Annotated in this window: 19 protein-coding genes; 11 read left to right on the top strand and 8 right to left on the bottom strand. The window is 62.9% G+C overall.

Features of this window, described 5'->3' with window-relative positions:
* Positions 1-280 precede the first annotated feature (280 nt).
* From lexA to H0Z09_RS07640, 4 genes are read left to right on the top strand one after another with little or no spacing between them, the layout of a single operon-like run.
* Entirely contained in the window at positions 281-898 is a 618-nt protein-coding gene (gene lexA / locus H0Z09_RS07655; protein ID WP_186689276.1) for a transcriptional repressor LexA, read from the top strand.
* Positions 898-1,512, top strand: coding sequence for a translesion DNA synthesis-associated protein ImuA (gene imuA, locus H0Z09_RS07650; RefSeq protein WP_186689274.1), 615 nt, complete (start codon positions 898-900; stop codon positions 1,510-1,512). Before lexA ends, imuA begins: the two co-directional genes overlap by 1 nt.
* A gap of 7 nt (positions 1,513-1,519) precedes the next feature.
* Positions 1,520-2,932 carry a DNA polymerase Y family protein gene (locus tag H0Z09_RS07645; protein WP_186689272.1) on the top strand — a complete coding sequence of 471 codons (1,413 nt, stop codon included), beginning with the start codon at positions 1,520-1,522 and terminating at the stop codon, positions 2,930-2,932.
* On the top strand, positions 2,908-6,000 hold the full coding sequence (locus H0Z09_RS07640; protein WP_346656785.1) for an error-prone DNA polymerase: 3,093 nt from the start codon (positions 2,908-2,910) through the stop codon (positions 5,998-6,000). Before H0Z09_RS07645 ends, H0Z09_RS07640 begins: the two co-directional genes overlap by 25 nt.
* Positions 6,001-6,071: 71 nt before the next feature.
* Here the strand turns inward: H0Z09_RS07640 and H0Z09_RS07635 are convergent, their stop codons facing one another.
* A complete protein-coding gene (locus H0Z09_RS07635) occupies positions 6,072-6,581 on the bottom strand; it encodes an Lrp/AsnC family transcriptional regulator (RefSeq protein WP_186689266.1) in 510 nt (169 codons plus the stop codon).
* A gap of 199 nt (positions 6,582-6,780) precedes the next feature.
* Between H0Z09_RS07635 and H0Z09_RS07630 the strand changes: the two genes are divergently transcribed.
* From H0Z09_RS07630 to mdeB, 4 genes are all read left to right on the top strand, one after another.
* Positions 6,781-7,797: a 1-aminocyclopropane-1-carboxylate deaminase gene (locus H0Z09_RS07630; protein ID WP_186689263.1), complete on the top strand. Its 1,017-nt coding sequence runs from the start codon at positions 6,781-6,783 to the stop codon at positions 7,795-7,797.
* A 157-nt stretch (positions 7,798-7,954) separates the two neighbouring features.
* Positions 7,955-8,416 (top strand): transketolase, encoded by a 462-nt coding sequence (locus H0Z09_RS07625; protein ID WP_186689260.1) that lies wholly within the window; start codon positions 7,955-7,957, stop codon positions 8,414-8,416.
* 17 nt (positions 8,417-8,433) lie between these two features.
* Complete coding sequence (locus H0Z09_RS07620; RefSeq protein WP_186689257.1) at positions 8,434-8,865, top strand: hypothetical protein; 432 nt, start codon at positions 8,434-8,436, stop codon at positions 8,863-8,865.
* A complete protein-coding gene (gene mdeB / locus H0Z09_RS07615; protein WP_186689254.1) occupies positions 8,843-11,548 on the top strand; it encodes an alpha-ketoglutarate dehydrogenase in 2,706 nt (901 codons plus the stop codon). The genes H0Z09_RS07620 and mdeB overlap by 23 nt, the downstream gene beginning before the upstream one ends.
* A gap of 10 nt (positions 11,549-11,558) precedes the next feature.
* Here mdeB and H0Z09_RS07610 read toward each other — a convergent pair whose 3' ends face one another.
* From H0Z09_RS07610 to H0Z09_RS07580, 7 genes are all read right to left on the bottom strand, one after another.
* Positions 11,559-12,713: a M20 family metallopeptidase gene (locus H0Z09_RS07610; RefSeq protein WP_186689251.1), complete on the bottom strand. Its 1,155-nt coding sequence runs from the start codon at positions 12,711-12,713 to the stop codon at positions 11,559-11,561.
* Complete coding sequence (locus H0Z09_RS07605) at positions 12,710-14,134, bottom strand: M20 family metallopeptidase (protein ID WP_186689248.1); 1,425 nt, start codon at positions 14,132-14,134, stop codon at positions 12,710-12,712. The genes H0Z09_RS07610 and H0Z09_RS07605 overlap by 4 nt, the downstream gene beginning before the upstream one ends.
* Positions 14,131-15,120 (bottom strand): oligopeptide/dipeptide ABC transporter ATP-binding protein, encoded by a 990-nt coding sequence (locus H0Z09_RS07600; protein WP_186689246.1) that lies wholly within the window; start codon positions 15,118-15,120, stop codon positions 14,131-14,133. Before H0Z09_RS07600 ends, H0Z09_RS07605 begins: the two co-directional genes overlap by 4 nt.
* Positions 15,117-16,133 carry an ABC transporter ATP-binding protein gene (locus H0Z09_RS07595; RefSeq protein WP_186689243.1) on the bottom strand — a complete coding sequence of 339 codons (1,017 nt, stop codon included), beginning with the start codon at positions 16,131-16,133 and terminating at the stop codon, positions 15,117-15,119. Before H0Z09_RS07595 ends, H0Z09_RS07600 begins: the two co-directional genes overlap by 4 nt.
* Positions 16,134-16,164: 31 nt before the next feature.
* On the bottom strand, positions 16,165-17,067 hold the full coding sequence (locus tag H0Z09_RS07590) for an ABC transporter permease (protein ID WP_186689240.1): 903 nt from the start codon (positions 17,065-17,067) through the stop codon (positions 16,165-16,167).
* A 9-nt stretch (positions 17,068-17,076) separates the two neighbouring features.
* On the bottom strand, positions 17,077-17,994 hold the full coding sequence (locus H0Z09_RS07585) for an ABC transporter permease (protein WP_186689236.1): 918 nt from the start codon (positions 17,992-17,994) through the stop codon (positions 17,077-17,079).
* A gap of 101 nt (positions 17,995-18,095) precedes the next feature.
* On the bottom strand, positions 18,096-19,616 hold the full coding sequence (locus H0Z09_RS07580; RefSeq protein ID WP_186689233.1) for an ABC transporter substrate-binding protein: 1,521 nt from the start codon (positions 19,614-19,616) through the stop codon (positions 18,096-18,098).
* Positions 19,617-19,802: 186 nt separating this feature from the next.
* Here H0Z09_RS07580 and H0Z09_RS07575 point away from each other — a divergent pair, with 186 nt between their 5' ends.
* From H0Z09_RS07575 to uvrA, 3 genes are all read left to right on the top strand, one after another.
* The gene (locus H0Z09_RS07575) at positions 19,803-20,720 is read left to right on the top strand and encodes a LysR substrate-binding domain-containing protein (protein ID WP_186689231.1); all 918 of its coding nucleotides are present in this window, start codon (positions 19,803-19,805) and stop codon (positions 20,718-20,720) included.
* 165 nt (positions 20,721-20,885) lie between these two features.
* Entirely contained in the window at positions 20,886-22,598 is a 1,713-nt protein-coding gene (locus H0Z09_RS07570) for an ATP-binding protein (protein WP_186689229.1), read from the top strand.
* Positions 22,595-25,114: an excinuclease ABC subunit UvrA gene (gene uvrA, locus H0Z09_RS07565; RefSeq protein WP_186689228.1), complete on the top strand. Its 2,520-nt coding sequence runs from the start codon at positions 22,595-22,597 to the stop codon at positions 25,112-25,114. The genes H0Z09_RS07570 and uvrA overlap by 4 nt, the downstream gene beginning before the upstream one ends.
* Positions 25,115-25,171: the final 57 nt, after the last annotated feature.

Raw genomic sequence — 25,171 nt, 5'->3', positions numbered from 1 at the left:
AGTCACGGAAAACACTGCCGACGTCCGGCTTCTTGGCGTCCATGGGGGATAGGACGAACTTGCCGATAACCGGAATCAAGAGGCAGCCCCACCCACCGGGGCCCATACAAAAAACATCATCTGCAATCCCTCGCACTGTGTATTCAGGCGAGGGACTTTGCAGAGGTCTCCGGAGCAGGGCAGTAGAGCTAATCCGGCCGTAACGTGGGACGCTTCGACATCGCTCGTCCTCCCTCAAGCGACTGGCGGCTATTGTCAGAAATTTCCCACAGGAGTACAAATGTGCTCCATGACGACTCTAACGCCCCGCCGTACCGCCATCCTGACCTTCATCCGCGATCGCATCGCGCAGCAAGGTCAGCCCCCCAGCCTCGCCGAGATCGCCGAGGCGTTCGGCTTTGCCTCGCGCAGCGTGGCGCGCAAGCATGTGCTCGCGCTGACCGAAGCCGGGTTTATCGAGGTCAACCCTCACCAGGCCAGAGGCATTCGCCTGCTCAACCAACCGGTGCGCCCGGAATGGCTGGATGTGCCGGTGCTCGGGCGCGTCGCTGCCGGCTTGCCCATCGACGCCGATGCCGAAGTGCACAGCCGCCTGCAGCTGGACCCGTCGACCTTCGCGAAAACCCCGGACTATCTGTTGCGGGTGCAGGGCGACTCCATGATCGAAGACGGCATTCTCGACGGTGACCTGGTTGGCGTACGCCGCAATGCCGAGGCCTTGAACGGGCAGATCGTGGTGGCGCGCCTGGATGGCGAAGTGACCATCAAGCGTTTCGAACGCAACGGCGACAGCGTGCGCCTGTTGCCGCGCAACCCCGCGTATCAACCCATCGTCGTCGGGCCCGATCAGGACCTGGCCATCGAAGGGGTGTTCTGCGGCCTGGTGAGGCAAGGCTGATGGGCGCCGTGGTTGCCCTCGACACGCTGTTCAATGGCGGGCGTGTCTGGAAAGGCCGGCCCGCCGCACCGCCGGCCAGCGTGCACCCCACCGGGCTGGCGGCGCTGGACGCGGTGTTGCCCACGGGCGGCTGGCCGGAGGCGGCCTTGAGTGAAATCCTGATGGCCAAGGAGGGCGTGGGCGAACTGCAACTGGTGCTGCCGACCCTGGCGCGCTTGTCAAAGGCGGGGGAGCGCATTGTGCTGGTGGCGCCGCCCTATACACCGTATCCCCACGCCTGGCAGAACGCCGGGGTGGATTTGCGCCTGCTTTCAGTGGTCCAGGCGCAGGAGCGCGACGCCTTGTGGGCAGCGGAGCAGTGCCTGCGTTCCGGCAGTTGTGGCGCGGTGTTGTGTTGGCCGCGCAAGGCCGATGACCGTGCGCTGCGGCGCCTGCAAGTGGCGGCGGAAACCGGACAGACCCTGGCGTTTGCTTGGCGCGCCTTGAGTGAGGCGGTCAATGCATCGCCCGCCGCCTTGCGCCTGGCCGTGGAGGCCAGGCCTGCCCAGGTGCGCGTGCTCAAGTGTCGGGGCGGGTTGGCCCATCCGGCGCCGATTGCGCTGGCGGGGCACTGAGCTTGCCATGCGCTGGGTGTGTATTATCTTCCCGCAATTGGCGCTGGACGGGGTGCAGCGTGTGCACCCCGAACCGGACCAGCCGCTGGCCCTGCTGGCCGGCACGCCGCAGCGGCGGGTGCTGCAGACCGTCAATGACGCCGCTCGCGCCCTGGGCCTGCGCCCCGGCCAGTCGCTGACGGCGGCGCATGCCCTGGCCAAGACCTTTGCCTGCGCCGAATACGATCCCGCCGAGATTGAACGCAGCCAACAGTTTCTGGCCGCATGGGCCTACCAGTTCAGCTCCCAGGTCAGCCTGTACTATCCGCGCGCCTTGTTGTTCGAGATCGAATCGAGCCTTGGCCTGTTCGGTCCCTGGCCACGGTTCGAAGCATGCTTGCGCAAGGACTTGACCGAACTGGGTTTTCACCACCGCATCGTCGCCGCGCCCAACCCGGCCGCGGCGCGGGTGCTGGCCAATTTCTACGATGGCCTGGCGGTGCAGGATGACGGCTTGCTGCAGGCCCTGGCGCCGTTGCCCATCGACCGCGCCGGTCTCGACCCGCAGACCGCCACTGCCTTGGCACGCATGGGCCTGCGCAGCCTGGCCCAGGTGCAGGCGCTGCCTCGGCATACCTTGGCGCGGCGTTTCGATGCCGGCCTGCTCAAGCACCTCGATGCCCTGGTCGGGCAGCGACCACTGGCCCTGGCGTTCTATCAACCGCCGGACCGCTTCGATGTGCGCATCGAGCTTAATTTCGACGTGCAGTCCCACCAGGCGTTGCTGTTTCCTCTAAGGCGTCTGACCGGTGATTTGTCCGCGTTTCTGTGTGGCCGCGACAGTGGCGTGCAGCGCTTCGACCTGCACCTGGAACACGCCCAGGCCCCGGACACTGTGATCAAGGTCGGCCTGCTCAGCGCCGAGCGCGAACCGGCGATGTTGTTTGAACTGGCCCGAGGCCGCCTGGAGCAGGTGCAAGTCACTTCACCGGTGCGCGGCTTTCGCCTGGTGGCGCAGGACTTGCCGGTGTTCGTGCCGCAGCGCCAGGACCTGTTCGACGACCGCCCGCACCAGACCCTGCCGTGGGAGCAATTGCGCGAACGCCTGCGCGCCCGCCTGGGCGATGAGGCGGTGCAGGGCCTGCGCTTCCATGCCGACCACCGTCCCGAATGCGCCTGGCAAGCGGCGGCGGATAAACACCCGTGCCCGGCCTTGAGCCCCGTCCAACGTCCCGGCTGGCTGCTGAGCGAACCCGTGCTCCTGGCCGACCACGGTGTGCAGATACTCATGGGCCCGGAACGCATCGAATCCGGTTGGTGGGACGGTGCCGATATCCGCCGCGACTACTACCTGATCCAGACCCGCGCCGGCCAGCAAGGCTGGGCGTTCCGCAACGTTGGCCAACGCGATGGGTTGTGGCTGCAAGGTTGGTTTGCATGAGCTACGCCGAACTGCATTGCCTGTCCAACTTCAGCTTCCAGCGCGGCGCGTCGAGTGCGCTGGAGTTGTTCGAACGCGCCAAGCGTCAAGGCTACAGCGCCCTGGCGATCACCGACGAATGCACCCTGTCGGGCATCGTGCGGGCCTGGCAGGCAGCGAAGGCGGTGCAGTTGCCGCTGATTATCGGCAGCGAGGTGCGCATCGAGAACGGCCCGAAGCTGGTGTTGCTGGTCGAAGACCTCAGCGGCTACCAACACCTGTGTCGCTTGATCACCCTGGCCCGGCGACGTGCCGAAAAAGGCCGCTATCGCCTGCTGCGCGAGGACTTCGAGCAACCGCTGCCTGGCTTGCTGGCGCTATGGGTTGCCGAAGACAGCGACACCCAGGCCTCGATCCAATGGCTGCGCCGCACCTTCGCCGAGCGCTTGTGGCTGGCAGTGCACCTGCATTGCGGCCAGGACGATGCGCGCCTGCTGGAGCAACGCCTGGGCCTGGCCGCCAGCCTGCGCATCCCGGCGGTGGCCTGTGGCGATGTGCACATGCATGCGCGCGGCCGCCGTGCCCTGCAAGACACCATGACCGCCATCCGTCATCACGTGCCGGTGGCCGACGCCGGCACGCGCCTGCACCCCAATGGCGAGCGGCATCTGCGCAGCCTGGAGGCGTTACAGGCGCTGTATCCCGCGTCGCTGCTTGAGCAAACCGAGGTCATCGCGCGGCGTTGCACGTTCGACCTCAGCCAATTGCGTTACCACTACCCGCGCGAACTGGTCCCCGCCGGCTACGACGCCAGGACCTGGTTGCGCGCCGTGACCGAAGAAGGCATGGCCCGGCGCTGGCCGCAAGGTGTGGATGCCAAGACCTTGCAGCAGATCAACAAAGAACTGCAACTGATCAGCGAGCTGGGCTACGAAAGCTATTTCCTCACGGTGCATGACATCGTGCAGTTCGCCCGCAGCCGTTCGATCCTCTGCCAGGGCCGTGGCTCGGCGGCCAACTCGGCGGTGTGTTTTGCCTTGGGCATCACCGAGATCGACCCGAGCCTTTCGAACGTGCTGTTCGAGCGTTTCCTGTCCAAAGAGCGCAATGAGCCGCCGGACATCGACGTGGATTTCGAACATGAACGCCGCGAAGAGGTGCTGCAGTACGTGTTCCAGCGCTATGGCCGCACCCGCGCGGCATTGACGGCGGTGGTCAGCACTTACCACGCGACCGGCGCGGTGCGCGATGTGGCCAAGGCCCTGGGCTTGCCGCCGGACCAGATCAACGCGCTGGCCGAGTGTTGCGGGCGCTGGAGTGATGACGCGCCGCCTCTGGAGCGCCTGCGTGAAGCCGGTTTCGACCCGCAGAGCCCGATCCTGCGCCGCGTGCTCACCCTCACCCAGCAACTGATCGGCTTCCCCCGGCACCTGTCCCAGCACCCCGGCGGCTTCGTGATTTCCGAATACCCGCTGGACACCCTGGTGCCGGTGGAAAACGCCGCCATGGCCGACCGCACCATCATCCAGTGGGACAAGGACGACCTCGATGCCGTCGGCCTGCTCAAGGTGGATATCCTGGCCCTGGGCATGCTCAGCGCGATCCGCCGCTGCTTCGACCTGCTGCGCCGCCATCGCAATCGGGACCTGTCCCTGGCCGGCATCCCCAAGGACGACCCGGCCACCTACGCAATGATCAGCAAGGCCGACACCATCGGCGTGTTCCAGATCGAGTCGCGGGCACAGATGGCGATGTTGCCCCGGCTCAAGCCGCAGAAATTTTATGACCTGGTGATTGAAGTGGCCATCGTGCGGCCGGGGCCGATCCAGGGTGGCATGGTGCACCCGTACCTGCGCCGGCGTAACAAGGAAGAGCCAACCACTTACCCTTCACCGGAACTCAAGGTCGTGCTGGAGCGGACCCTGGGCATCCCGCTGTTCCAGGAACAAGTGATGCAGATCGCCATGGTCGCCGCCGACTACAGCCCCGGCGAGGCCGACCAGTTGCGCCGCTCCATGGCCGCCTGGAAACGCCACGGTGGCCTGGAACCGCACCGGCAACGCCTGCGCACCGGCATGCTGAAAAACGGCTACACCGAAGCCTTCGCCGCGCAGATTTTCGAGCAGATCAAGGGCTTTGGCAGCTATGGCTTCCCCGAATCCCACGCCGCCAGTTTCGCCTTGCTCACCTATGCCAGTTGCTGGCTCAAGTGCCATGAACCGGCGGCGTTTGCCTGTGCGCTGATCAACAGCTGGCCCATGGGTTTCTACAGCCCGGACCAGATCCTGCAGGACGCGCGGCGTCATCGCTTGCAGATCCGCCCGGTGGACGTGCAGGCCAGCGACTGGGATTGCAGCCTGGAGCCCATCGACGGCGCGCAGCCGGCGATTCGCATGGGCCTGCGCATGATCTCGGGGTTTCGCGAAGAGGATGCGCGGCGCATCGAAGCCGCACGCCAGCGTCGCGCGTTCAGCGGCATTGCCGACCTGGACGAGCGCGCCGGGCTGGAGGCACGCGCCCAGGCGTTGCTGGCGGACGCCGGCGCCTTGCGCGCCTTGGCCGGCAACCGGCACACGGCACGCTGGGAAGTGGCGGGCGTGCACAAACAACTCGGGCTGTTTGCCGGCCTGCCCAGCCCGGAAGAAGCGGTGGTGGAATTACCGGCACCGACGGTGGGCGAGGACCTGCACGCCGACTACGCCACGGTCGGCACTACCCTTGGCCCCCATCCGTTGGCGTTGCTGCGGGCTGAATTGCGCAAACGGCGCTGCCGCAGTTCGCAGGAGCTGATGGGGGTCGAGCACGGGCGCAATGTCAGCGTCGCCGGGCTGGTCACCGGTCGGCAGCGCCCAGGCACCGCCAGCGGCGTGACCTTCGTGACCCTGGAAGATGAATTCGGCAACCTCAATGTGGTGGTCTGGCGCGACCTGGCCGAACGTCAACGCCAGGCCCTGGTGGGTTCGCGCCTGTTGAAAGTGGACGGGCGTTGGGAGGCCGTGGGCGAGGTGCGGCACCTGATTGCCGGGCGACTCACCGACCTGACGCCGTTGTTGGAAGGGATAAACGTGCGCAGTCGGGATTTCCACTGAGGCCAGTGGCGTGTGCAGCCATAAGCTCTCGCTGCACGATGTCTAGCCGCCTGTCCGGGCCGGTCTGAACCTTAAAAAGGGATATGGGTGGTCGACAAGACCTGGCGTAACCCCATGAACGACCGGATCTGGCGAACCCCAGGCAGGTAAAGCAATTGTTCCGCGTGCAGCCGGTTGAAACTGTTGCTGTCCTTGGTGCGTAGCAACATGAAATAGTCAAACTCTCCCGTCACCACATGGCATTCCATGCAGCCGGACACCTTCTGTGCGGCCGCCTCGAATGCGGCGAAAGACTCCGGTGTGGAGCGGTCCAGCACGACACCGATCAAGACCACCATTCCCGCATCCAGCGCTTCATTGTCCAGCAACGCGACAATGTCCTTGATCAGGCCGACCTGCTTGAGCCGCTCAACACGCCTGAGACAGGCCGGGGCGCTCAGTTTCACCTTCTGCGCAAGCGCCACATTGGAGATGGAAGCATCTCGCTGCAGGGTCTTGAGAATGGCGCGGTCGGTTCGATCCAGTGGCTGCGGCGTCGGGGCTGTATCGCCTGTCTTCTTGTGACTGTTTATTGCTTTCATGTGCAGTTCTGCGCAATTAACGTGTGTTTTATAGGTTTATCAATAAATTATGGTTCTTCAAACGATAAAAACTTGCAACACATATTTTCTGATTTTTTCTTAAGATTGAACCCATCGGAGCCCATCCTCAAAGCGCCCGCCATGCGGCCTTTGGTTGTCGGTCTGGCGCTTGGATATCCAATCATCAAGGAGCAAAGTCATGAACCTGAGTCGTTTCAAGCGTTACCCGTTGACCTTCGGTCCATCTCCCATCACGCCCTTGAAGCGCCTCAGCGAACACCTGGGTGGCAAGGTCGAGCTGTATGCCAAGCGTGAAGACTGCAACAGTGGCCTGGCTTTTGGCGGGAACAAGACACGCAAGCTCGAATACCTCATTCCCGAAGCGCTCGAGCAAGGCTGCGATACGCTGGTTTCCATTGGCGGCATCCAGTCGAACCAGACCCGTCAGGTCGCTGCAGTCGCCGCGCACCTGGGCATGAAATGCGTGTTGGTCCAGGAAAACTGGGTGAACTATTCCGACGCCGTGTATGACCGCGTCGGCAATATCGAGATGTCGCGGATCATGGGCGCAGACGTGCGGCTTGACGCAGCAGGCTTCGACATTGGCATTCGGCCAAGTTGGGAAAAAGCCATGAGCGATGTGGTGGAGCAGGGCGGCAAACCGTTTCCGATTCCGGCGGGGTGTTCCGAGCATCCCTTTGGCGGCCTCGGTTTCGTCGGCTTTGCCGAAGAAGTGCGACAGCAGGAAAAAGAATTGGGCTTCACATTTGACTACATCGTGGTCTGCTCGGTGACCGGCAGCACGCAGGCAGGCATGGTGGTCGGTTTCGCGGCTGACGGCCGTTCGAAGCATGTGATTGGTATCGATGCATCGGCCAAGCCGGAACAGACCAAGGCACAGATTCTGCGCATCGCTCGACACACGGCTGAGCTGGTGGAGTTGGGGCGCGAGATTACGGAGGAGGATGTGGTGCTCGATACCCGTTTCGCCTACCCGGAATATGGCTTGCCCAACGAAGGCACCCTGGAAGCCATCCGACTGTGCGGCAGCCTTGAAGGGGTGCTGACGGACCCGGTGTATGAGGGCAAATCAATGCACGGCATGATTGAAATGGTGCGTCGTGGTGAATTCCCCGAAGGTTCAAAAGTGCTCTACGCCCACTTGGGCGGCGCACCGGCGCTGAACGCCTACAGCTTCCTGTTCCGCAACGGCTGACGTAGTGAGCGGGCTTGCCCCGCGCTGGGGGCGAAGCCGCCCCAAAACCAGGCGCCCCAATTTCGCCTGGTACACCGCGGTGTTTCGATTAGGGCGGCTTCGCCCCCCAGCGCGGGGCAAGCCCGCTCACTACAGGTTATGTCGGGGGGGTACCACCATGCATGGGATATCGCAGTCTGCGCTCTGGGTGAAAGAACCGCTGGCGGAGAACGGGGTGGTCATCGTGACCAGCGCCGCATTGCCCACCTCCATGATTAACGCGCTACACAGGGCGATCGACGACTGGGACCAGGTTGCTTACCTGGTGGTCAAGCAAGCCGAGGTGTTTATGCTCGACTGGCTGCGGTTCGGGGCCGACCCGCTAGCGCCGGCGCCGGTCAGCACCTGCAGGGCCAGCCAACTGCTGCGCGGCGTGTCCAAAGGCTGCTTTTTATTGGCTGTGGAAGACAGCCCGGTACCCGCATTCACCTGGCTGGGATCCGTCTGCGGTCACCCACTGCGTGTCTTCCAACGTGGAGACGCAGGCTCCCAGGCAGCGATTGATAAACAGGTGGAAGAGATTTTATCGGTGACGCGCACGCTGGTGAAAAGCGTGTTGCAGGAACGTTGTTTCAGTTAGATAGAAAGGCCACGCCCATGAGCCGTTCCGGCGACTGTCGTTCCAACACCGTGAAGTGGATGCGTGAACCATCGAGCTGTACGCGCATCGTTGTTATCGTGGCCGCCATTGACAGTGATCATATTGACCTCATGCATCATGGCTTCAGCTGTTTTGACAATATCGCGCTGCTACAGGTTGAGGCTTCGGATATGAGGGCTGACAGGGGCGTGGAAGTACCCGTCGCGACGTGTGATTACCGCGTTGTGGTTTGCGGTGAACTGGATGCGTATCTGTTGGACTCACTTTCCATCGGCAACCCGAGTATCTACCGGATAGGCCAAGACTGCCGGGCCGAGCGTTCTGTGATTGAAGCGATAGAGCAGGTCAAGAAACTCGCCCGATTGAGCTATTCGCGCCTTGAAGCGTTACCCGACATGACAGGAGATGCCTGTGACCTCGTCCAATAGTTATGCCCAATGGCCGGGCCAGACCGCCGAAGATGCTCAAGAGATGGCCGAATGGCGTGACGCCTTGCTGTCGGTGATCGCCCATGGCGGCACGGCTCAGGCCAAGCAGATCCTCGACATGCTGGTGAATGTGGCAAGCGCCTCGGACATTGGTTGGCAGCCCAGCCATGGCACGCCCTACATCAATACCATCAGTGTCGAGCACCAGCCGGTATTTCCCGGGGACTTGGCCACCGAAGAGCGGCTGGCCTCGATCATGCGCTGGAACGCGTTGGCCATGGTTGCCAGGGCCAACCACGCCTATGGCGAATTGGGCGGTCATATCGCCAGTTATGCCAGCGCGGCGGATTTGTTCGAAGTGGGCTTCAACCATTTTTTCAAGGCGCGAACCGACAGTTTCGGTGGCGATCTGGTGTTCTATCAGCCGCACTCGGCGCCTGGGGTCTATGCGCGGGCGTTTCTTGAGGGACGCCTGGAAGAAAAGGATCTGCTGCACTACCGGCAAGAGATCGGCGCGCGTGCCAAGGGGGCCCGAGGTTTGTCGAGTTACCCGCATCCCTGGTTGATGCCGGACTTCTGGCAGTTTCCGACGGGCTCGATGGGCATTGGCCCGATCAGCTCGATCTACCAGGCGCGCTTCATGCGCTATCTGCAGCATCGAGGCCTGCAGGACACCGCCGGGCGCACCGTGTGGGGCGTGTTTGGCGACGGTGAAATGGATGAGCCGGAAAGCATGTCGGCCCTGACGGTGGCCGCCCGGGAAGGCCTGGACAATCTGGTCTGGGTGGTCAATTGCAACCTGCAACGGCTGGACGGGCCGGTGCGTGGCAATGGCCGCATCATCGACGAGTTGGAGGCATTGTTTGGCGGTGCTGGCTGGAACGTCATCAAACTGGTCTGGGGTTCCGACTGGGACGGTTTGTTTGCGCGCGATACGGAGGGGGCGCTGGTCAAGGCCTTGTCCGCTACCGTCGATGGGCAGTTCCAGACATTCGCGGCAAAAGACGGGCGCTTCAACCGTGAACATTTCTTCGGCCAGAACGAGGCCCTGGCGCAGTTGGCGCACGGCCTGAGCGATGAGCAGATCGACCGCCTGAAGCGCGGCGGTCACGACATGGTGAAAATCTTCGCGGCCTATGAAAGCGCACGGCGCGAAGGCAGGAAACCCACGGTGATCCTGGCGCAGACCAAGAAGGGCTACGGCATGGGCGATGCCGGGCAAGGCAGGATGACCGTGCACCAGCAGAAGAAGCTCGACCGCGAGGCGCTGATCGCGTTCCGCAACCGGTTCAACCTGCCGTTGACCGATGAACAGGCCGCTTCGTTGAGTTTCTTCAAACCCGCGCAAGACAGTGCTGAAATGCGCTATCTGCATGAGCGTCGCCGTGCATTGGGCGGATACATGCCATCGCGGTCTTCGGCTGGCCAATCATTGGCGGTGCCTGACATCGGCAGCTATGGCGGGTTTGCCATCAACGCCGAAGGCAAGGAAATGTCCACCACCATGGCGTTCGTGCGGATGCTCAGCGGCCTGCTGCGCGACAAGCAACTGGGCCCGCGCATCGTGCCGATCGTGGCGGATGAAGCGCGTACGTTCGGCATGGCCAGCCTGTTCAAGCAAATCGGCATCTACTCCAGCGTGGGCCAGCGCTATGAGCCGGAAGACATCGGTTCGATCCTGAGCTATCGAGAGGCGCTGGACGGCCAGATTCTCGAAGAGGGCATCAGCGAGGCCGGGGCGATCAGTTCCTGGGTCGCGGCGGCGACCAGCTATTCGGTGCATGGTTTGCCGATGCTGCCGTTTTACATTTATTACTCTATGTTCGGCTTCCAGCGCATCGGCGACCTGATCTGGGCGGCGGCGGATCAACGGGCCCGCGGCTTTCTGCTCGGGGCCACCGCCGGGCGCACGACGCTGGGCGGCGAAGGCCTGCAGCACCAGGACGGCAGCAGCCATCTGATGGCGGCCATGGTGCCCAATTGTCGTGCCTACGACCCGGCCTTTGCCGGTGAATTCGCGGTGATCCTGGACCACGGCATGCGTCAGATGCTGGAGCGTCAGGTGGACGAGTTTTACTACGTCACCTTGATGAACGAAAACTACCCGCAGCCGAGCCTTCCCGAAGGCGTCGAACAGGCGATTATCAAGGGCATGTACCTGTTTGCCCGGCATGAAGTCGAGCAGGCGCGTGGCAGTGTGCAGTTGCTGGGTTCCGGCGCGATCCTGCGCGAAGTGATTGCCGCCGCCGAGTTGCTGGCCAGCGATTGGGGGGTCGACAGCCAGGTGTGGAGCGTGACCAGCTTCACCGAATTGGCACGCGATGCGCGTGAAGTGGAACGCTGGAATCGGCTGCATCCAGGGCAACCTGCGCGCTGCAGCCATGTCCAGGCGTCACTCAACCAGGCTGCGCCGATTATCGCCTGCACCGACTACGTTCGCGCCTTGGCGCAGTTGATCGCCAGTTATCTCGATGCCCGCTACACGGTGCTCGGCACCGACGGATTTGGCCGCAGCGATACCCGCAGCCAGTTGCGCGGCTTTTTCGAAGTGGACCGCCACCAGATTGTCCTGAGTGCACTGACTGCCCTGGTGCACAAAGGACACCTCGACGCCAATGTGTGCGCCCAAGCCATTGAACGCTACGCGATTGACGTTGATGCGGTGGCCCCATGGGACGCCTGAAACCGGACAATCAAGCGTTATCGCCGACGGCCAGAATGGTCGCCACCAACGCCAGGGCGCGCGGCACCAGCGTGTCCAGTTCCAGGTATTCACGGTCGGTATGCACCTTGCCACCCACTGGCCCGAGACCGCACAGGGTGGGAATGCCCAGGCTGGCGGTGAACCCGGAGTCGGCACAACCGCCGGTGAATTCGCCTTCGACGCTGAACCCCAGCGCCCGTGCGTTTTGCTGGTAGAGGTGCAGCAGGCGTTCGCTGTGGCGTGCTTCCATGGGGAGAAAGGTGGTTGCCTGCGTGAGCACGGCGCGGGTGCCGGCGAGTTCTTCTTCGGCGACAATGGCCTGGATTTGGGTAAAAAGGCGATCCCAGTGCTTGAGTTCGATGAAGCGCACATCCAGCCGGGCGCTGGCGCCAGGCGCGACGGTGTTGCTGGAGGTGCCGCCGGCAATCAGGCCGACATTGGTGGTGATGCCTGCCGCGTAATCGGTCAGGGCATGCAGCTTGATGACCTTGCGCGCCAGGGCTTCGATGGCACTGGCGCCGTCGGCATGGTTGACCCCGGCATGCGCCGCGCGGCCGCTGACTTCGATGACCAGCGTGGCGCCGCCCTTGCGTGCGCTGACCACGTTGCCGCTGGCCCGGCCGGGTTCGGTATTGAGCACGGCACGTGCGCCACGCGCGGCTTTTTCGATGTGTAGCCTGGCGCTGCCGGAACCGATTTCTTCGTCACCGGTGTACAGAACCTGCACCGGGTAGGGCAGCTCACCGGCGCGTTTAAGGGCCTTGAGCGCGAAGCAATTGAGCACCAGGCCGCCTTTCATGTCGGCGACACCGGGGCCATAGGCGCGTTGGGCGTCGCGGCTGTAGCCGCGCGTCGTGGTGGTGCCCTTGGGGAACACCGTGTCGCGATGGCCCAGCAACAGTACCGGCCTGGCGGCCTTGCCGGAGACTTCGGCGAGTATCACGTCGCCAAAGTCGTCGACCGGCATGCGCGTGAGCAGGATGCCATCGGCTTCCAGCTCCGCCGCAAGCAGCGCGCCGACCGCGTCGACGCCCACCTTGTCATAGCTGTTGGAGTCGGTGTCCACGAGACGCTGCAGCAGCGCTTCCATGGCCTGGCGCTGGCCGGCCAGCCAGTCCAGCGCCTGTTGCGACGTGGCGCTCATTGTGCCTGCTCGCGCAAGTGATGTTCCTGGGTCAGGCGCGCCGCGTCATCGCCCAGGTCCCAGAACAGACCGGCCATGATTTGCAGGCTTTCCTTGACCACCGGCGCCAGCAAGTGCTCGTTCGGCGCATGTTGCGAGCAGGCCGGGTACGAGTGCGGCACCCACAAGGTAGGCAGGCCGAGCACATCCGCGAACACATCGTTGGGCAGCGAGCCGCCGAGGTTGGGCAGCAGCGCAGGTTTTTTGCCGGTGGTTTGTGTCAGGGAGCGCAGGGCCCAATCGACCCACGGGCTTTGCGGGTCGAGCCGCGTGGCATGCATCACGTCGATACGGCTTGGCTTGACCTCCACATTGCTGAAACCATGCGCATCCAGGTGAGCGCGCACCGCCGGGATAAAGGTTGTGTAGTCGCTGTTGACCACGAAGCGGATATGGCAATGGGCATTGGCTTTACCGGGGATCGCATGCACCGGAGCATCCGGGTTGCCGGTCTTGAAGGCGATGACATCGAGGGTGTTCCAGCCGAACACTTTTTCGCTCAGCGAGAGCTGCGGGTTACCCCAGTTGGCGTCGATTTCCGGATCGCCCGGCCCGCCACCCACGTCAATATCGGCCAGTGCCTGTCGAACCGGCTCGGGCAGTGTCTCGGGCTGCAGGCCGGCCACCTTCACCCGGCCCTGTGCATCGATCATGCTGGCGATGGCGTTGGCCAGGATGATGCCCGGGTTGGCCAGCAACCCGCCCCAGTTGCCGGAGTGATGGGCGCCTTCGCGCAAATTCACCGCCAGCTCGAAGTTGAACACCCCGCGCGAGCCGAGAAACAGAGTCGGGCGCGAGGCCGCCAGGCGTGGGCCGTCCGAAGCGATGAAAATATCCGCCGCGAGCGCTTCACGGTGCGCGGCACAGAACGCATTCAAACCCGGCGAGCCTTCTTCTTCGCCCATTTCCAGCAGCAGCTTGACGTTAAATCCCAGCTTGCCGCCGCGCGCCTTGAGGGTTTGCTCAAGCGCGGTCAGGTTGATCAGATGCTGGCCTTTGTTATCGGCGGTGCCACGCCCGTACCAGCGATCATCTTCTACTGTGACTTGCCACGGTGACAGGCCTTCGCGCCATTGGGCTTCATAGCCACGCACCACATCACCGTGGCCATAGCTGAGTAGCGTCGGCAGTTCCGGATGTTCGATGCGCGTGGCGATCATGAAGGGGCCACGCTCTGCGACCGGGTTGTCATGGATCGTGACGCAAAAGCCCATCGCCTCGACATGCGGGGTGATGAAGTCCCTGAGGTAGCGATACAACTCGGGCTGGCTGTCCGCTGCCTGGCTTTCGGTGTGCAAGGCCACGCTGCGTTCGAGCAGGCTGAAGAATGCGCCGTTGTCGAATTGCGCGGTGGTGTTGCTGATGGCCAATGAACGACTCATGAGTGGGCAAGCTCCAGTGTTTGGGCAGGACTGTCGTGAAGGTGGCAACGCACGTTGCCGCCGATAATGGAATCGCTGGCCGGGTAGGCTGTTTTGCACGGTGCGAAGCAACTCGGGCAGCGCGGGTGGAACGCGCAACCGGACGGCGGTGACATCGGGTTGGGAAAGGTGCCGTGCAGGCCGATATCGGGAATGCCCAGGCGTGGATCGGGCGTGAGCACCGAGTCCAGCAGCGCACGGGTATACGGGTGGCCGGGCTGGGCAAACAACGCTTCGCGCGTGCGCTCCTCGACGATGCGTCCCAGGTACATCACCGCCACCCGGTCGGCGAGATGTTCGATGACCGCGAGGTTGTGGCTGATCAGCAGGTAGGTCAGGCCGAATTCACGCTTGAGGTCTTGCAGCAGATTGAGAATCTGCGCCTGCACCGACACATCCAGCGCGGAGGTGGGCTCGTCGCAGATCAACACATCGGGGCGCATGATCAGCGCCCGTGCGATCGCGACGCGCTGGCGTTGACCACCGGAAAGCTGGCTCGGGTAGCTGTCGATCACGCGCTTGGGCAGGCCGACCACGTCGAGCATCGCTTCGGTCTTGCGGCGCCGCTCGGCGGGGGCGCCGATGTCATGTACGATCAGCGGCAGGGTAATGATCTCGCGCAGGGTCTTGCGTGGGTTCAACGAGGAATACGGGTCCTGGAATATCGGCTGGATGTGCCGCGACATTTGCTTGCGGTCAGTTGCCGCCAGATGTTTGCCATTGACCAGCACATCGCCGCTGGTGGGCGTCAGCAGACCGAGCAGTAGCTTTGCCAGGGTACTTTTTCCGCAACCGGACTCACCTACCAGGCCGAGGGTCTCGCCACGCATCAGGCGCAGGGACACGCCATCCACGGCTTTCAGGGTGGCGGCGGGTTTGAAAAAGCCCTGGTTGATCCGAAACTCACGACGGATGTCGCACAGCTCCAAAGCGATGTCTTTCTTCATGACCTTGCACGCTCCTGAAGGCGAATCGGTGCCGCGGCCGGTGCCGCAAACAGGCAGCGGGCCATGTGCCCGTCCTGTTCGACTTCGGGGACGTCTTGCCCGCACGCCGGTATCGCCTTGGCGCAACGATTGCGGAACGCACACCCGTGCTGCTCGCCTACCAGGCTGGGCACCAGGCCTGGAATCGAACCCAGCGCCTCACCCGGCCGGGTCTGGCCGGGGATTGGAATACTGGCCAGCAAGCCACGGGTATACGGATGCTGCGGGTTCTCGAACAGTTGCCGGGCAGGTGCGGTTTCGACGATTTCCCCGGCGTACATCACGGCGACCCGATCGGCGATCCGTGCCACCAGCCCAAGGTCGTGAGTAATGAAGATCACCGCCAGGCCGAACTCTTTCTGAATGTCGCGAATCAAGCGCAGGATCTGCGCTTGAATGGTCACGTCCAGGGCGGTGGTGGGTTCATCCGCGATGATCAGGTCCGGTTCGCACATCAACGCCATGGCAATGATCACCCGCTGGCGCAAGCCGCCGGACAGTTGATGCGGGTACTGGCGCAAGCGCTCGGTGGCATTGCTGATGCCGACTTTCTCCAGCATCTGCCCGGCGCGCACCAGGGCTTCCTTGCGTGACACCTTGCGATGCCGGGTCAGCACTTCGCTGAGCTGATCGCCAATGCTGTAGGCCGGGTTGAGCGACGTCATCGGTTCCTGGAAGATCATCGCCAGACGGTTGCCGCGCAAGTCGCACATATGCCGTTCGCTCTGGCCGATCATGTCGATACCGTCCAGCATCAGCCGCGACGCGGTGCGCGTGGCCTTGCGCGGCAACAGGTCCATCAGCGCCAGCGAGGTCAGGGATTTACCGCAGCCGGACTCCCCGACGATGCACAGCATTTCACCGCGCTCGACTTCAAAGTTCAGCCCACGCACGGCATGCAGCATGTCATCCGGCGTCGGGCTGTTGCCCATGGGGATATCCACGCGCAGGTTTTCTACATGGAGTAGTGCCATGTTCGGTGCCCTCTATTTGTTACGGCGTCTATCAGTTGCGCCCGTCGGGCAGGATCAGGTCGCGCAGGCCATCGCCGACCAGGTTGATGCCCAGCACTAGAATCATCAGGGCGACGCCGGGAATGGCGATAACCCAGGGGGAAAAGAACATGTAGGGTTTGCCTTCCGCGATCATCAAGCCCCAGGACGGCGTCGGCGGCTGCACGCCAACCCCGAGAAATGACAGCGCCGACTCCAGCAGGATCGCGTGGGCCATTTCCAGCGTTGCGACGACGATCAGCGCGCCGACCAGATTGGGCAAAATTTCGCTGACCAGAATGCGCAGGGTCGAGCAGCCAAGCGCCTGGGCCGACGCCACATATTCCGCGTCGCGAATCTGTTGCACCGACGCCCTGACCACCACGGCGAAGCGATCCCACAACAGGCAACCGAGCAGCACGATGACCACTTTCAGCGAGCCGCCCATCAGCGAGGCCGAGGCCAGCGCAACCATCACCACCGGCATCGCCAGCCGCGTGGTGATCAGGTAGCTGATAAACGCATCGACCTTGCCGCCGTAGTAGCCCGCCAACAACCCCATGACGGTGCCGATAAAGCCGGAAATAAGCGCTGCCGCAATGCCGATGAACAATGAAATCCGCGCGCCGTAGAGCAGGCGTGACAGGTAGTCGCGGCCCAGCTTGTCGGTGCCCAGGATGTACTCCCAGGTGCCATGGGCCATCCATACCGGCGGTTTCATCCGCAGCATCACGTCTTGCGCATACGGGTCATAAGGCGCCAGCCATGGCGCAAAGAGTGCGCCCACGAAGATAAGCAGTAGCAACGCCATGCCGATGGCAAAGCCACGGTGACGCAAGCTCTTGCCCAGCATTCGGCCCAGGCTGCTCGGGGGTGGCAGATAGTCGTTGATCGCGAGGGTAGTGGGGGTGCTCATGTCAGCCTCCTAGCGCACACGAATGCGCGGGTCGAGCAGTGCGTTGAGTACATCGGCCAGCAGAGTGAGGACGATGTAGATCACTGCAATGAGCAGGACCACCGCCTGTACCACCGGGAAGTCATCACGGGCGATGGCGTCCCAGGCGAGTTGCCCGATGCCTTGCAACGAGAACACGGTTTCGATCACCACCGAACCGCCGAGCATGAAGCCAAACTCCACCGCCGCCAGCGCGACGACCGGAATCAACGCGTTGCGCAGTGCATGCTTGAACAGCACGCGGGCAGGGCGCAGGCCCTTGGCGCGGGCGGTGCGGATGTAATCGGAGCCGAGCACATCGAGCATGCCCGCGCGCGTCAGGCGCATGATGGCCGGCGTCGCGTAGTAGCCCAGGGCAATGGCCGGCATGACGAAGTGCAGCAGGGTCGAATTGCCGGACACCGGCAGCCATTTGAGCGTCACCGCGAATACCACGATCAGCATCAGCGCAAACCAGAAGCTCGGCATGGCCTGGCCCAGTACCGCAATGCTCAGGGCCAGTCGATCAACCCAGGTGTCGCGCTTGACCGCGGCCAGCACGCCCAGTGGAATCGCCACCAGCAGGGCGATGCCCAGCGCCATGGCACCCAGCCCGAGCGTAATCGGCAAGCGGCTGGCGACGAGGTTGTAGACCGATTCCTGAAAGAAAAAAGAGTTGCCCAGGTCCAGCCTTACCAAATCGCCCAGCCAGTTGAAGTACTGGGTCGGCAGCGGTTTGTCCAAGCCGTATTGCACGCGGATCTGTTCAATCTGTTCGCTGCTGGCTTCCGGCCCGCCGATGGCGGTGGCCAAGTCGCCGGACAGATGCAACAGGGAGAAGCTGATCACCGATACGGTGATGGCAACGCAAATGGCGATGCCCAGGCGGCGCAGGAGGAATCCAAGCATGACGAGTTGCCTCATATCCAGTGGATGACGTTGAGGAGGTGTCCCGGCGCGGACGTGTCCACGCGCCACGACACCCTTCGATCAATCTGCCCGGTCGCGTATTACTTCCACGTGGCCTCGACGAAGCGCGGCAGTTCATCCGGGTAAGGCGTGAAATTCAGATCGGCGGTGTAGGCGTAGTTCATCGAATAGTTGAACAACGGCGCCCAGTACGCCTGTTCGCTGATGCGCTGCAAGGCCTTGCGGTAGTTGTCCTTGCGCACCTGCGGGTCGAGCGCGTTGTCAGCCGTCTGCAGCCAACCCTGGACCTGCGGGTCCTTGATGTTGTCGTCCGGGTTGCCCTTGAACCAGGTGCCGGCCGACGCCGACGTGTCGAGGATCGAAAACGAACCCCAGGCCTGAAACGACATAGGCACCTTGCCGCCACGTTGCTGATCGCGCAGGGCCGCGTACTTCAAGTAGCGCAGCTTGGCGTTGATGCCGACGGCACGCAGGTTGCCGATGATGGCTTCAACGTAGTCACGGTCGCGATAAGCGAAGATTTCGGTCTCGAAGCCATTGGGGTAACCGGCTTCGGCGAGCAGCGCCTTGGCCTTCGCCGGATCGTAGTCGTACACCGTGGCCGCGCTGGTATCGCAGCCGAACTGGGCTGGATAACAGGCCACCTGCAAGGGTTTGGCTTCGCCGCCCACCAATTGCGTGGCCAGTGCAGCGCGGTTGATCGCATGGTTGATGGCTTGGCGCACCTTGAGCTGCTTCATTGGCGAGTTTTCACTCGAGGTGCCCCGGGCATCAAGGATCAGGAAACCGATGCGCATGGTTTCGCCGCTGGTTACGGTCAGGTTCGGCATCCCTTTAAGGTCGACGGCCTGATCCGAGGTTACGCGCCACGTCCAGTCGACCCCATCGGTCATCAACTCGGCCAGGCGGGTTTCGGCATCCGGAATCACCCGGAATTTGAGGTGGGCGATATGGGGCTTGCCTTGTGGACTGTCCGCAAAATAGTCCTTGTTGATCGCCATGGTCACGCCTTCGCCCGCCACCACCGACACCGCTTTGTAAGGCCCGGTGCCTATCGGCTTGCGACTGAACTCGGCCAGGCCGACCTTCTCGAAGTACTGCTTGGGAAACATCGGAACGGCGTTGGAGAGGTATTCCAGTGCCGGAGGGAAAGGCTTCTTCAAATGCAGGCGAACGCTGTAGTCGCCGGTTTTTTCGGCGCTCTTGATCCAGTCCACGTTTTGCACGGTGACGACTTTAGCTTCGGGCGACACCACGTAATTGAGGGTGAACACCACGTCGTCGGCGGTAAACGCGTCGCCGTTGTGAAATTTCACGCCCTTGCGTAGCTCGAAGTCGAGGGTGGTGTCGTCGATCTGCTTCCAGGCGGAGGCCAACATGGGTTTGTATTCGCCGCTTTTGGGGTCGCGGTAAATCAGGTTGTCCCAGATCAGCCGGCCGAGAATCACCCCTTCGCGCAAGTCGTTGTGATAGGGGCTGATGTTTTCAGGTTCACTGTCGGAAGCGTAAACCAGGGTGTCGTTGGCTTTACCGGCGTGCGCCGCAAAGCTGCTGATGAGGCCTGTCAGCGCAATGCTGCAGGCGAAACCTTTGATGCCCATGCCGTCGTCTCCGTTGGCGAGAGTGGTTGAATCAAAGGGCAGCGGATCGCAAATGCGTGAAAGGAGGATGAGCAGGTCAGGTCATGTTTTTTTGGTCTGGACACGAATGTAGGGAAAGGCTATGAATGCCGCAAGAATAATATTTCGATACTTGCGTTGCCAAAAAGGCAACTCACGGAGGCGCCTATGCAGCTGTACGGTGTGCAGTCCACGGCACTGCGTTATTTCCTGGAAGTCGCGCGATGCGGGTCGGTCAGCGAAGCCTCGGAACGCTTGAATGTGGCCGCATCCGCCGTGAGCCGACAAATTTCCAAGCTTGAATTGGCGCTGGGTACGAGCCTGTTCGAGCGCCGTGCCCGAGGCATGGTGCTCAGCGAGGCGGGCGCGCGGCTGGCGGCCTATGCGCGCAAGTCGCAGCTTGAGGCAGAGCAGGTGGTGCTGGAAATTACCGAGCTGCATGGTCTGCAGCGCGGGCACGTGCATGTGGCCTGCTCGGAAGGCTTTGCACTGGAATATATGCCCCGAAACATCAGCGCGTTCCGGCGTGAGTACCAGGGTATTCATTTCACCCTGGAGGTCTGTGCGCCCGCGCAGGCGACCGAAAAGGTTCGTTCCGGCGAAGCCGACCTGGCGATGACCTTCAGCCTGACGCCGCAAAAGGAAATCAAGGTCGAGCACGTCCTGAGCGGGGCGATCTTTGCCGTGGTCGCCAATTCCCATCCCTTGGCCGGGCGTGAAGCGGTCAGCCTGGCCGAGCTGCAGCCCTGGCCCATTGCGCTGCCCAAGGCTGACACCACGATACGGCAACTGTTCGATATCTGTTGCGGTGTACAGGGGTTGCTGTTCGACCCGGTATTGACCACTAATTACGTTGCCGCGCTCTACAGCTTCGTGCGTGAAGAAGGGGTGATCAGCCTGGCCAGCGAAATGACCTTGCAAAAGCAGGTGGCGGACAAGGCCCTGCAATGCGTGCCGATTCTCGACGAAGGCATGCAGGCACGGCGCATTGAACTGCAGAGCATGGCGGGGCGCAATTTACCGGCGGCGGTTTGCGCGTTCAGGGATTTTCTGATTGCTGATCTGGTGAAGGCACAGCGTCATTGAAAACCGGCACCCTGTGGAGCCCATGAACGAGCAGTGCGTCTGCGTGATTTTCACTGGAGCCATTGGTTTTCCAAGGCGGTAATACCCTAATTCATACAATATGAAACCATCCGCGTCTGACGCGCTCCAAATTTGGCGACTGTCTTCCCCCGCGCAGAGTTTACTATGCAGTTTTTATCCAACCCTCACGGCTGTGAAGGCTGGGCCGGAGAAATGGCCCGGCGTATTCGCACGTTCGATTGGTCTGCCACTGACTTGGGCGCCATTGAAGACTGGTCCACCAGCTTGGCCTGTACCGTGCAGATGATGCTCGCTTCTCCCGTGCCGATGGTGATGCTGTGGGGCCGGGCGGGTTACATGATCTACAACGACAGTTACTCGGTATTCGCCGGCGGCCGACACCCCAAGCTGCTGGGTATGCCGGTCGAGCTGGGCTGGCCGGAAGTGGCTGACTTCAACCGGCACGTGGTCGATACCTGCCTGGCCGGCGGCACCTTGTCGTTCAACAACAAAGACCTGGTCCTGTCGCGCAACGGTAAGCCGGAAACCGTCTGGCTGGATCTGTATTACAGCCCCGTCGCTGGCGACGACCAGCGACCCGCCGGGGTGCTGGCGATTGTGGTGGAGACCACCGAACTGGTGAAATCCGAGCAGGTGCGCCAGGAGCTCACCCACAACCTCGAGCAGCGCGTGGCCGCGGAAGTGCAGGCGCGCTCTGCCGCCGAAGAGCAGTTGCGCCAGTCGCAGAAGCTCGAAGCCATCGGCGGCCTGACCGGCGGCGTGGCCCATGACTTCAATAATCTGCTGCAAGTGATCGCCGGCAACCTGCACCTGCTGGCCCGCCATGAACCGGAGAACGCCCAGGTGCAGCGGCGTGTCGCGGCCGCCATTGCGGCGGTGGAGCGCGGGTCCAAGTTATCCTCGCAACTGCTCGCGTTTGCCCGCCGCCAACCGCTGTCGCCGGCGGTGTACAACCCGCAACGCATCTACGCAGGCCTCGGTGAACTGTTGCAACGCGCGTTGGGGGAAACCATTCATATCGATGTGCAACTGCCCCAGGATTCCTGGTGCATCAATGTCGACCGCAACCAGTTGGAAAACGCACTGCTCAACCTGGCGATCAATGCCAGGGATGCCATGAAGGGCGAGGGCGTGATTCGTATCACCGGCGAGAACGTTATTCTCAACCCCGACGATTGCGCGGGTAAAAGCATCAAGCCCGGCGAGTACGTGCGCCTGGCGGTTATCGACACCGGCGTCGGCATGTCCGAGACCACCCTCAAGCGTGCGTTTGAACCCTTTTTCACCACCAAGCGCGAAGGCCATGGCACCGGCCTGGGCCTGAGCATGGTGTTCGGCTTTGTGCGTCAAAGCGGCGGCCATGTGGAGATGTGGAGCGAGGAGGGCAAAGGCTCGGTGGTGCAGATGTATTTCCCCCACAGCCTGGAGCCTGAATGCCTTGATGGGGATATAGACCACGTGCCCCCCAGCGGCGGCCAGGAAACCATCCTGGTGGTCGAGGACAATGAAGGCGTACGCCTGACCGTGGTGGAGCTGCTCGAACAATCCGGCTACACCGTACTCACGGCCGAAGACGGCGACCAGGCCATGCTCAAACTGCAAGAGGGTTTGCATCCGGAACTGATCTTCACTGACGTGGTGATGCCCGGCCGCATCAAGAGTACCGACCTGGCTGACTGGGCCCGCCAGCAAACGCCGCCGGTGCCGGTGCTGTTCACTTCGGGCCATACCCGCGACATCCTTTCCAGCAACCATTTGCTGACCCCCGATATTCATCTGCTGAGCAAGCCCTACAGCCCCGAAGCCCTGACGCAACGGGTGCGCAGCGTGCTCACCGCCCGACAAGGTTGTCCATGACTTCACAGCGCAACATCCCGCCGATCACCGCCCAATCAACCGGCTTCGTCCGCGTGCGTGGCGCCCGCGAACACAACCTGCGCAATGTCGACGTGGATATCCCGCGCGACGCCCTGGTGGTGTTTACCGGCGTATCGGGTTCCGGCAAGTCGTCACTGGCGTTTTCCACGGTGTACGCCGAGGCCCAGCGGCGCTATTTCGAGTCGGTGGCGCCGTATGCGCGACGGTTGATCGACCAGGTCGGCGTGCCGGATGTGGACAGCATCGAAGGTCTGCCGCCCGCCGTGGCTCTGCAACAGCAGCGCGGTACGCCGAGCGCGCGCTCGTCGGTGGGTAGCGTTACCACGCTGTCGAGCCTGGTTCGCATGCTGTATTCCCGCGCCGGCAGTTACCCGCCGGGCCAGGCGATGCTGTATGCCGAGGATTTTTCGCCGAACCTGCCCCAGGGCGCCTGCCCGCAATGCCACGGTCTGGGGCGCGTGTATGAAGTGACCGAGGCGCTGATGGTGCCGGATCCTTCCCTGACGATTCGCCAGCGCGCGGTGGCGGCCTGGCCGTTGGCGTGGCAGGGGCAGAACCTGCGCGACATCCTGGTGACCCTGGGCTATGACGTGGATATTCCGTGGCGCGACCTGCCGAAAAAGCAGCGCGACTGGATCCTGTTCACCGACGAAACCCCGACCGTCCCGGTGTATGCCGGCTTCACCCCGGCGCAGACTCGCGATGCGCTGAAGCGCAAGCTGGAGCCCAGTTACCAGGGCACCTTCAGTGGTGCGCGGCGCTACATCCTGCACACCTTCAGCCACACCCAGAGCGCGCTGATGAAAAAGCGCGTCTCGCAGTTCATGCAGGGCAGCGCCTGCCCGTTGTGCGAGGGCAAGCGCCTGACCAAGGCCGCGCTGTCGGTGAAGTTTGCCGGGGTGGATATCGGCGAGTTGTCGCAACTGTCGCTGGCGCAATTGGCCGAGTTGCTGCGCCCGGTGGCGGCCGGGCAGGACAAGATGAAACTGTCGGTGGAAAAACGCCTGGCGGCGCAGCGCATTGCCCAGGACCTGCTGGAGCGGGTCAGCACCTTGACCGAGCTGGGCTTGGGGTATCTGTCCCTGGAGCGCAGTACACCGACCTTGTCGTCCGGCGAGTTGCAGCGGCTGCGCCTGGCCACGCAACTGGGCTCGCAGCTGTTCGGCGTGATCTATGTGCTGGACGAACCGTCGGCGGGCCTGCATCCGGCGGACGGCGAGGCGCTGTTCACCGCGCTGGAGCGTTTGAAAGCGGCGGGCAACTCATTGTTTGTGGTGGAACACGACCTGGAAACCATGCGCCGCGCCGACTGGCTGATCGATGTCGGCCCGGCCGCCGGCGAACATGGCGGGCAAGTGTTGTACAGCGGGCCGCCGGCCGGCCTGGCACAGGTGCAGGCGTCACAGACCCGTGAATATCTGTTCGCCGAAAAGCGCGTGTCGAACCCGCTGCGCCGCACGCCTTCCGGCTGGCTGAAACTGGAAGGCGTGACGCGCAATAACCTTAAGGACTTGACTGTGGATTTCCCGTTGGGCTGCTTTACGGCGGTCACCGGCATTTCCGGTTCGGGCAAGTCCAGCCTGGTCAGCCAGGCGCTGCTGGAACTGGTGAGCAGCGGCCTGGGGCGGGCAGTGGAAAACGACGAAGAGCCGAGCCTGGAAGACGACGTGCCGCAAACCAGCGGCGGGCGCATCGGCGCGGGCCTTGAGCAGGTCCGCCGCCTGGTCCAGGTGGACCAGAAACCCATCGGCCGCACCCCGCGCTCCAACCTGGCGACCTATACCGGTCTGTTCGACAACGTGCGCAAACTGTTCGCGGCCACGCCGGCCGCGAAAAAGCGCGGTTACGACGCCGGGCAGTTTTCGTTCAACGTCGCCAAGGGCCGCTGCCCGAACTGTGAAGGCGAGGGGTTTGTCAGTGTCGAGCTGCTGTTCATGCCCAGCGTCTATGCGCCATGCCCGACCTGTCACGGGGCGCGCTACAACCCCGAGACCCTGGCGATCAAATGGCAAGGCTTGAGCATCGCCCAGGTGTTGGGCCTGACGGTGGAGCAGGCGGTCGAGGTGTTCGCCGAACAACCGGGTGTATTGCGTGCATTGCAGGTGCTGCGCGATATCGGTCTGGGCTACCTGCGGCTGGGGCAGCCGGCCACCGAACTGTCCGGCGGCGAAGCGCAGCGCATCAAACTGGCGACCGAGTTGCAACGCAATGCGCGGGGCGCCACGTTGTACGTGTTGGATGAGCCTACCACCGGCTTGCATCCACGGGATGTCGACCGCTTGCTCAGCCAGTTGAATCACTTGGTGGAGGCGGGGCATACGGTGGTTGTGGTGGAGCATGAAATGCGCGTGGTGGCGCAGAGTGATTGGGTGATTGATATCGGGCCGGGGGCGGGGGACCTGGGCGGGACGGTGGTGGCTTGCGGCACGCCGCAAAAGGTCGCCAAGAGCAAGGCCAGCCGTACGGCGCCATTTCTTGCCAGGGAGCTGATCTAGCCCCCGAAGAAGATCAACTGTGGGAGCGGGCTTGCTCGCGAAGGCGGCGGTTCAGTC

The organism is Pseudomonas sp. SWRI18 (assembly GCF_014268345.1).
GTDB lineage: Bacteria > Pseudomonadota > Gammaproteobacteria > Pseudomonadales > Pseudomonadaceae > Aquipseudomonas > Aquipseudomonas cedrina.
This window is presented reverse-complemented; position numbering and strand designations above follow the sequence as displayed.

Bases quoted from the DNA above. Each gene is read 5' to 3' on its own strand.
- lexA (WP_186689276.1), top strand. From the start codon at position 281: ATGTGCTCCATGACGACTCTAACGCCCCGCCGTACCGCCATCCTGACC.
- imuA (WP_186689274.1), top strand. From the start codon at position 898: ATGGGCGCCGTGGTTGCCCTCGACACGCTGTTCAATGGCGGGCGTGTC.
- H0Z09_RS07645 (WP_186689272.1), top strand. From the start codon at position 1,520: ATGCGCTGGGTGTGTATTATCTTCCCGCAATTGGCGCTGGACGGGGTG.
- H0Z09_RS07635 (WP_186689266.1), bottom strand. From the start codon at position 6,581: ATGAAAGCAATAAACAGTCACAAGAAGACAGGCGATACAGCCCCGACG.
- H0Z09_RS07630 (WP_186689263.1), top strand. From the start codon at position 6,781: ATGAACCTGAGTCGTTTCAAGCGTTACCCGTTGACCTTCGGTCCATCT.
- H0Z09_RS07625 (WP_186689260.1), top strand. From the start codon at position 7,955: ATGCATGGGATATCGCAGTCTGCGCTCTGGGTGAAAGAACCGCTGGCG.
- H0Z09_RS07620 (WP_186689257.1), top strand. From the start codon at position 8,434: ATGAGCCGTTCCGGCGACTGTCGTTCCAACACCGTGAAGTGGATGCGT.
- mdeB (WP_186689254.1), top strand. From the start codon at position 8,843: ATGCCTGTGACCTCGTCCAATAGTTATGCCCAATGGCCGGGCCAGACC.
- H0Z09_RS07610 (WP_186689251.1), bottom strand. From the start codon at position 12,713: ATGAGCGCCACGTCGCAACAGGCGCTGGACTGGCTGGCCGGCCAGCGC.
- H0Z09_RS07605 (WP_186689248.1), bottom strand. From the start codon at position 14,134: ATGAGTCGTTCATTGGCCATCAGCAACACCACCGCGCAATTCGACAAC.
- H0Z09_RS07600 (WP_186689246.1), bottom strand. From the start codon at position 15,120: ATGAAGAAAGACATCGCTTTGGAGCTGTGCGACATCCGTCGTGAGTTT.
- H0Z09_RS07595 (WP_186689243.1), bottom strand. From the start codon at position 16,133: ATGGCACTACTCCATGTAGAAAACCTGCGCGTGGATATCCCCATGGGC.
- H0Z09_RS07590 (WP_186689240.1), bottom strand. From the start codon at position 17,067: ATGAGCACCCCCACTACCCTCGCGATCAACGACTATCTGCCACCCCCG.
- H0Z09_RS07585 (WP_186689236.1), bottom strand. From the start codon at position 17,994: ATGCTTGGATTCCTCCTGCGCCGCCTGGGCATCGCCATTTGCGTTGCC.
- H0Z09_RS07580 (WP_186689233.1), bottom strand. From the start codon at position 19,616: ATGGGCATCAAAGGTTTCGCCTGCAGCATTGCGCTGACAGGCCTCATC.
- H0Z09_RS07575 (WP_186689231.1), top strand. From the start codon at position 19,803: ATGCAGCTGTACGGTGTGCAGTCCACGGCACTGCGTTATTTCCTGGAA.
- H0Z09_RS07570 (WP_186689229.1), top strand. From the start codon at position 20,886: ATGCAGTTTTTATCCAACCCTCACGGCTGTGAAGGCTGGGCCGGAGAA.
- uvrA (WP_186689228.1), top strand. From the start codon at position 22,595: ATGACTTCACAGCGCAACATCCCGCCGATCACCGCCCAATCAACCGGC.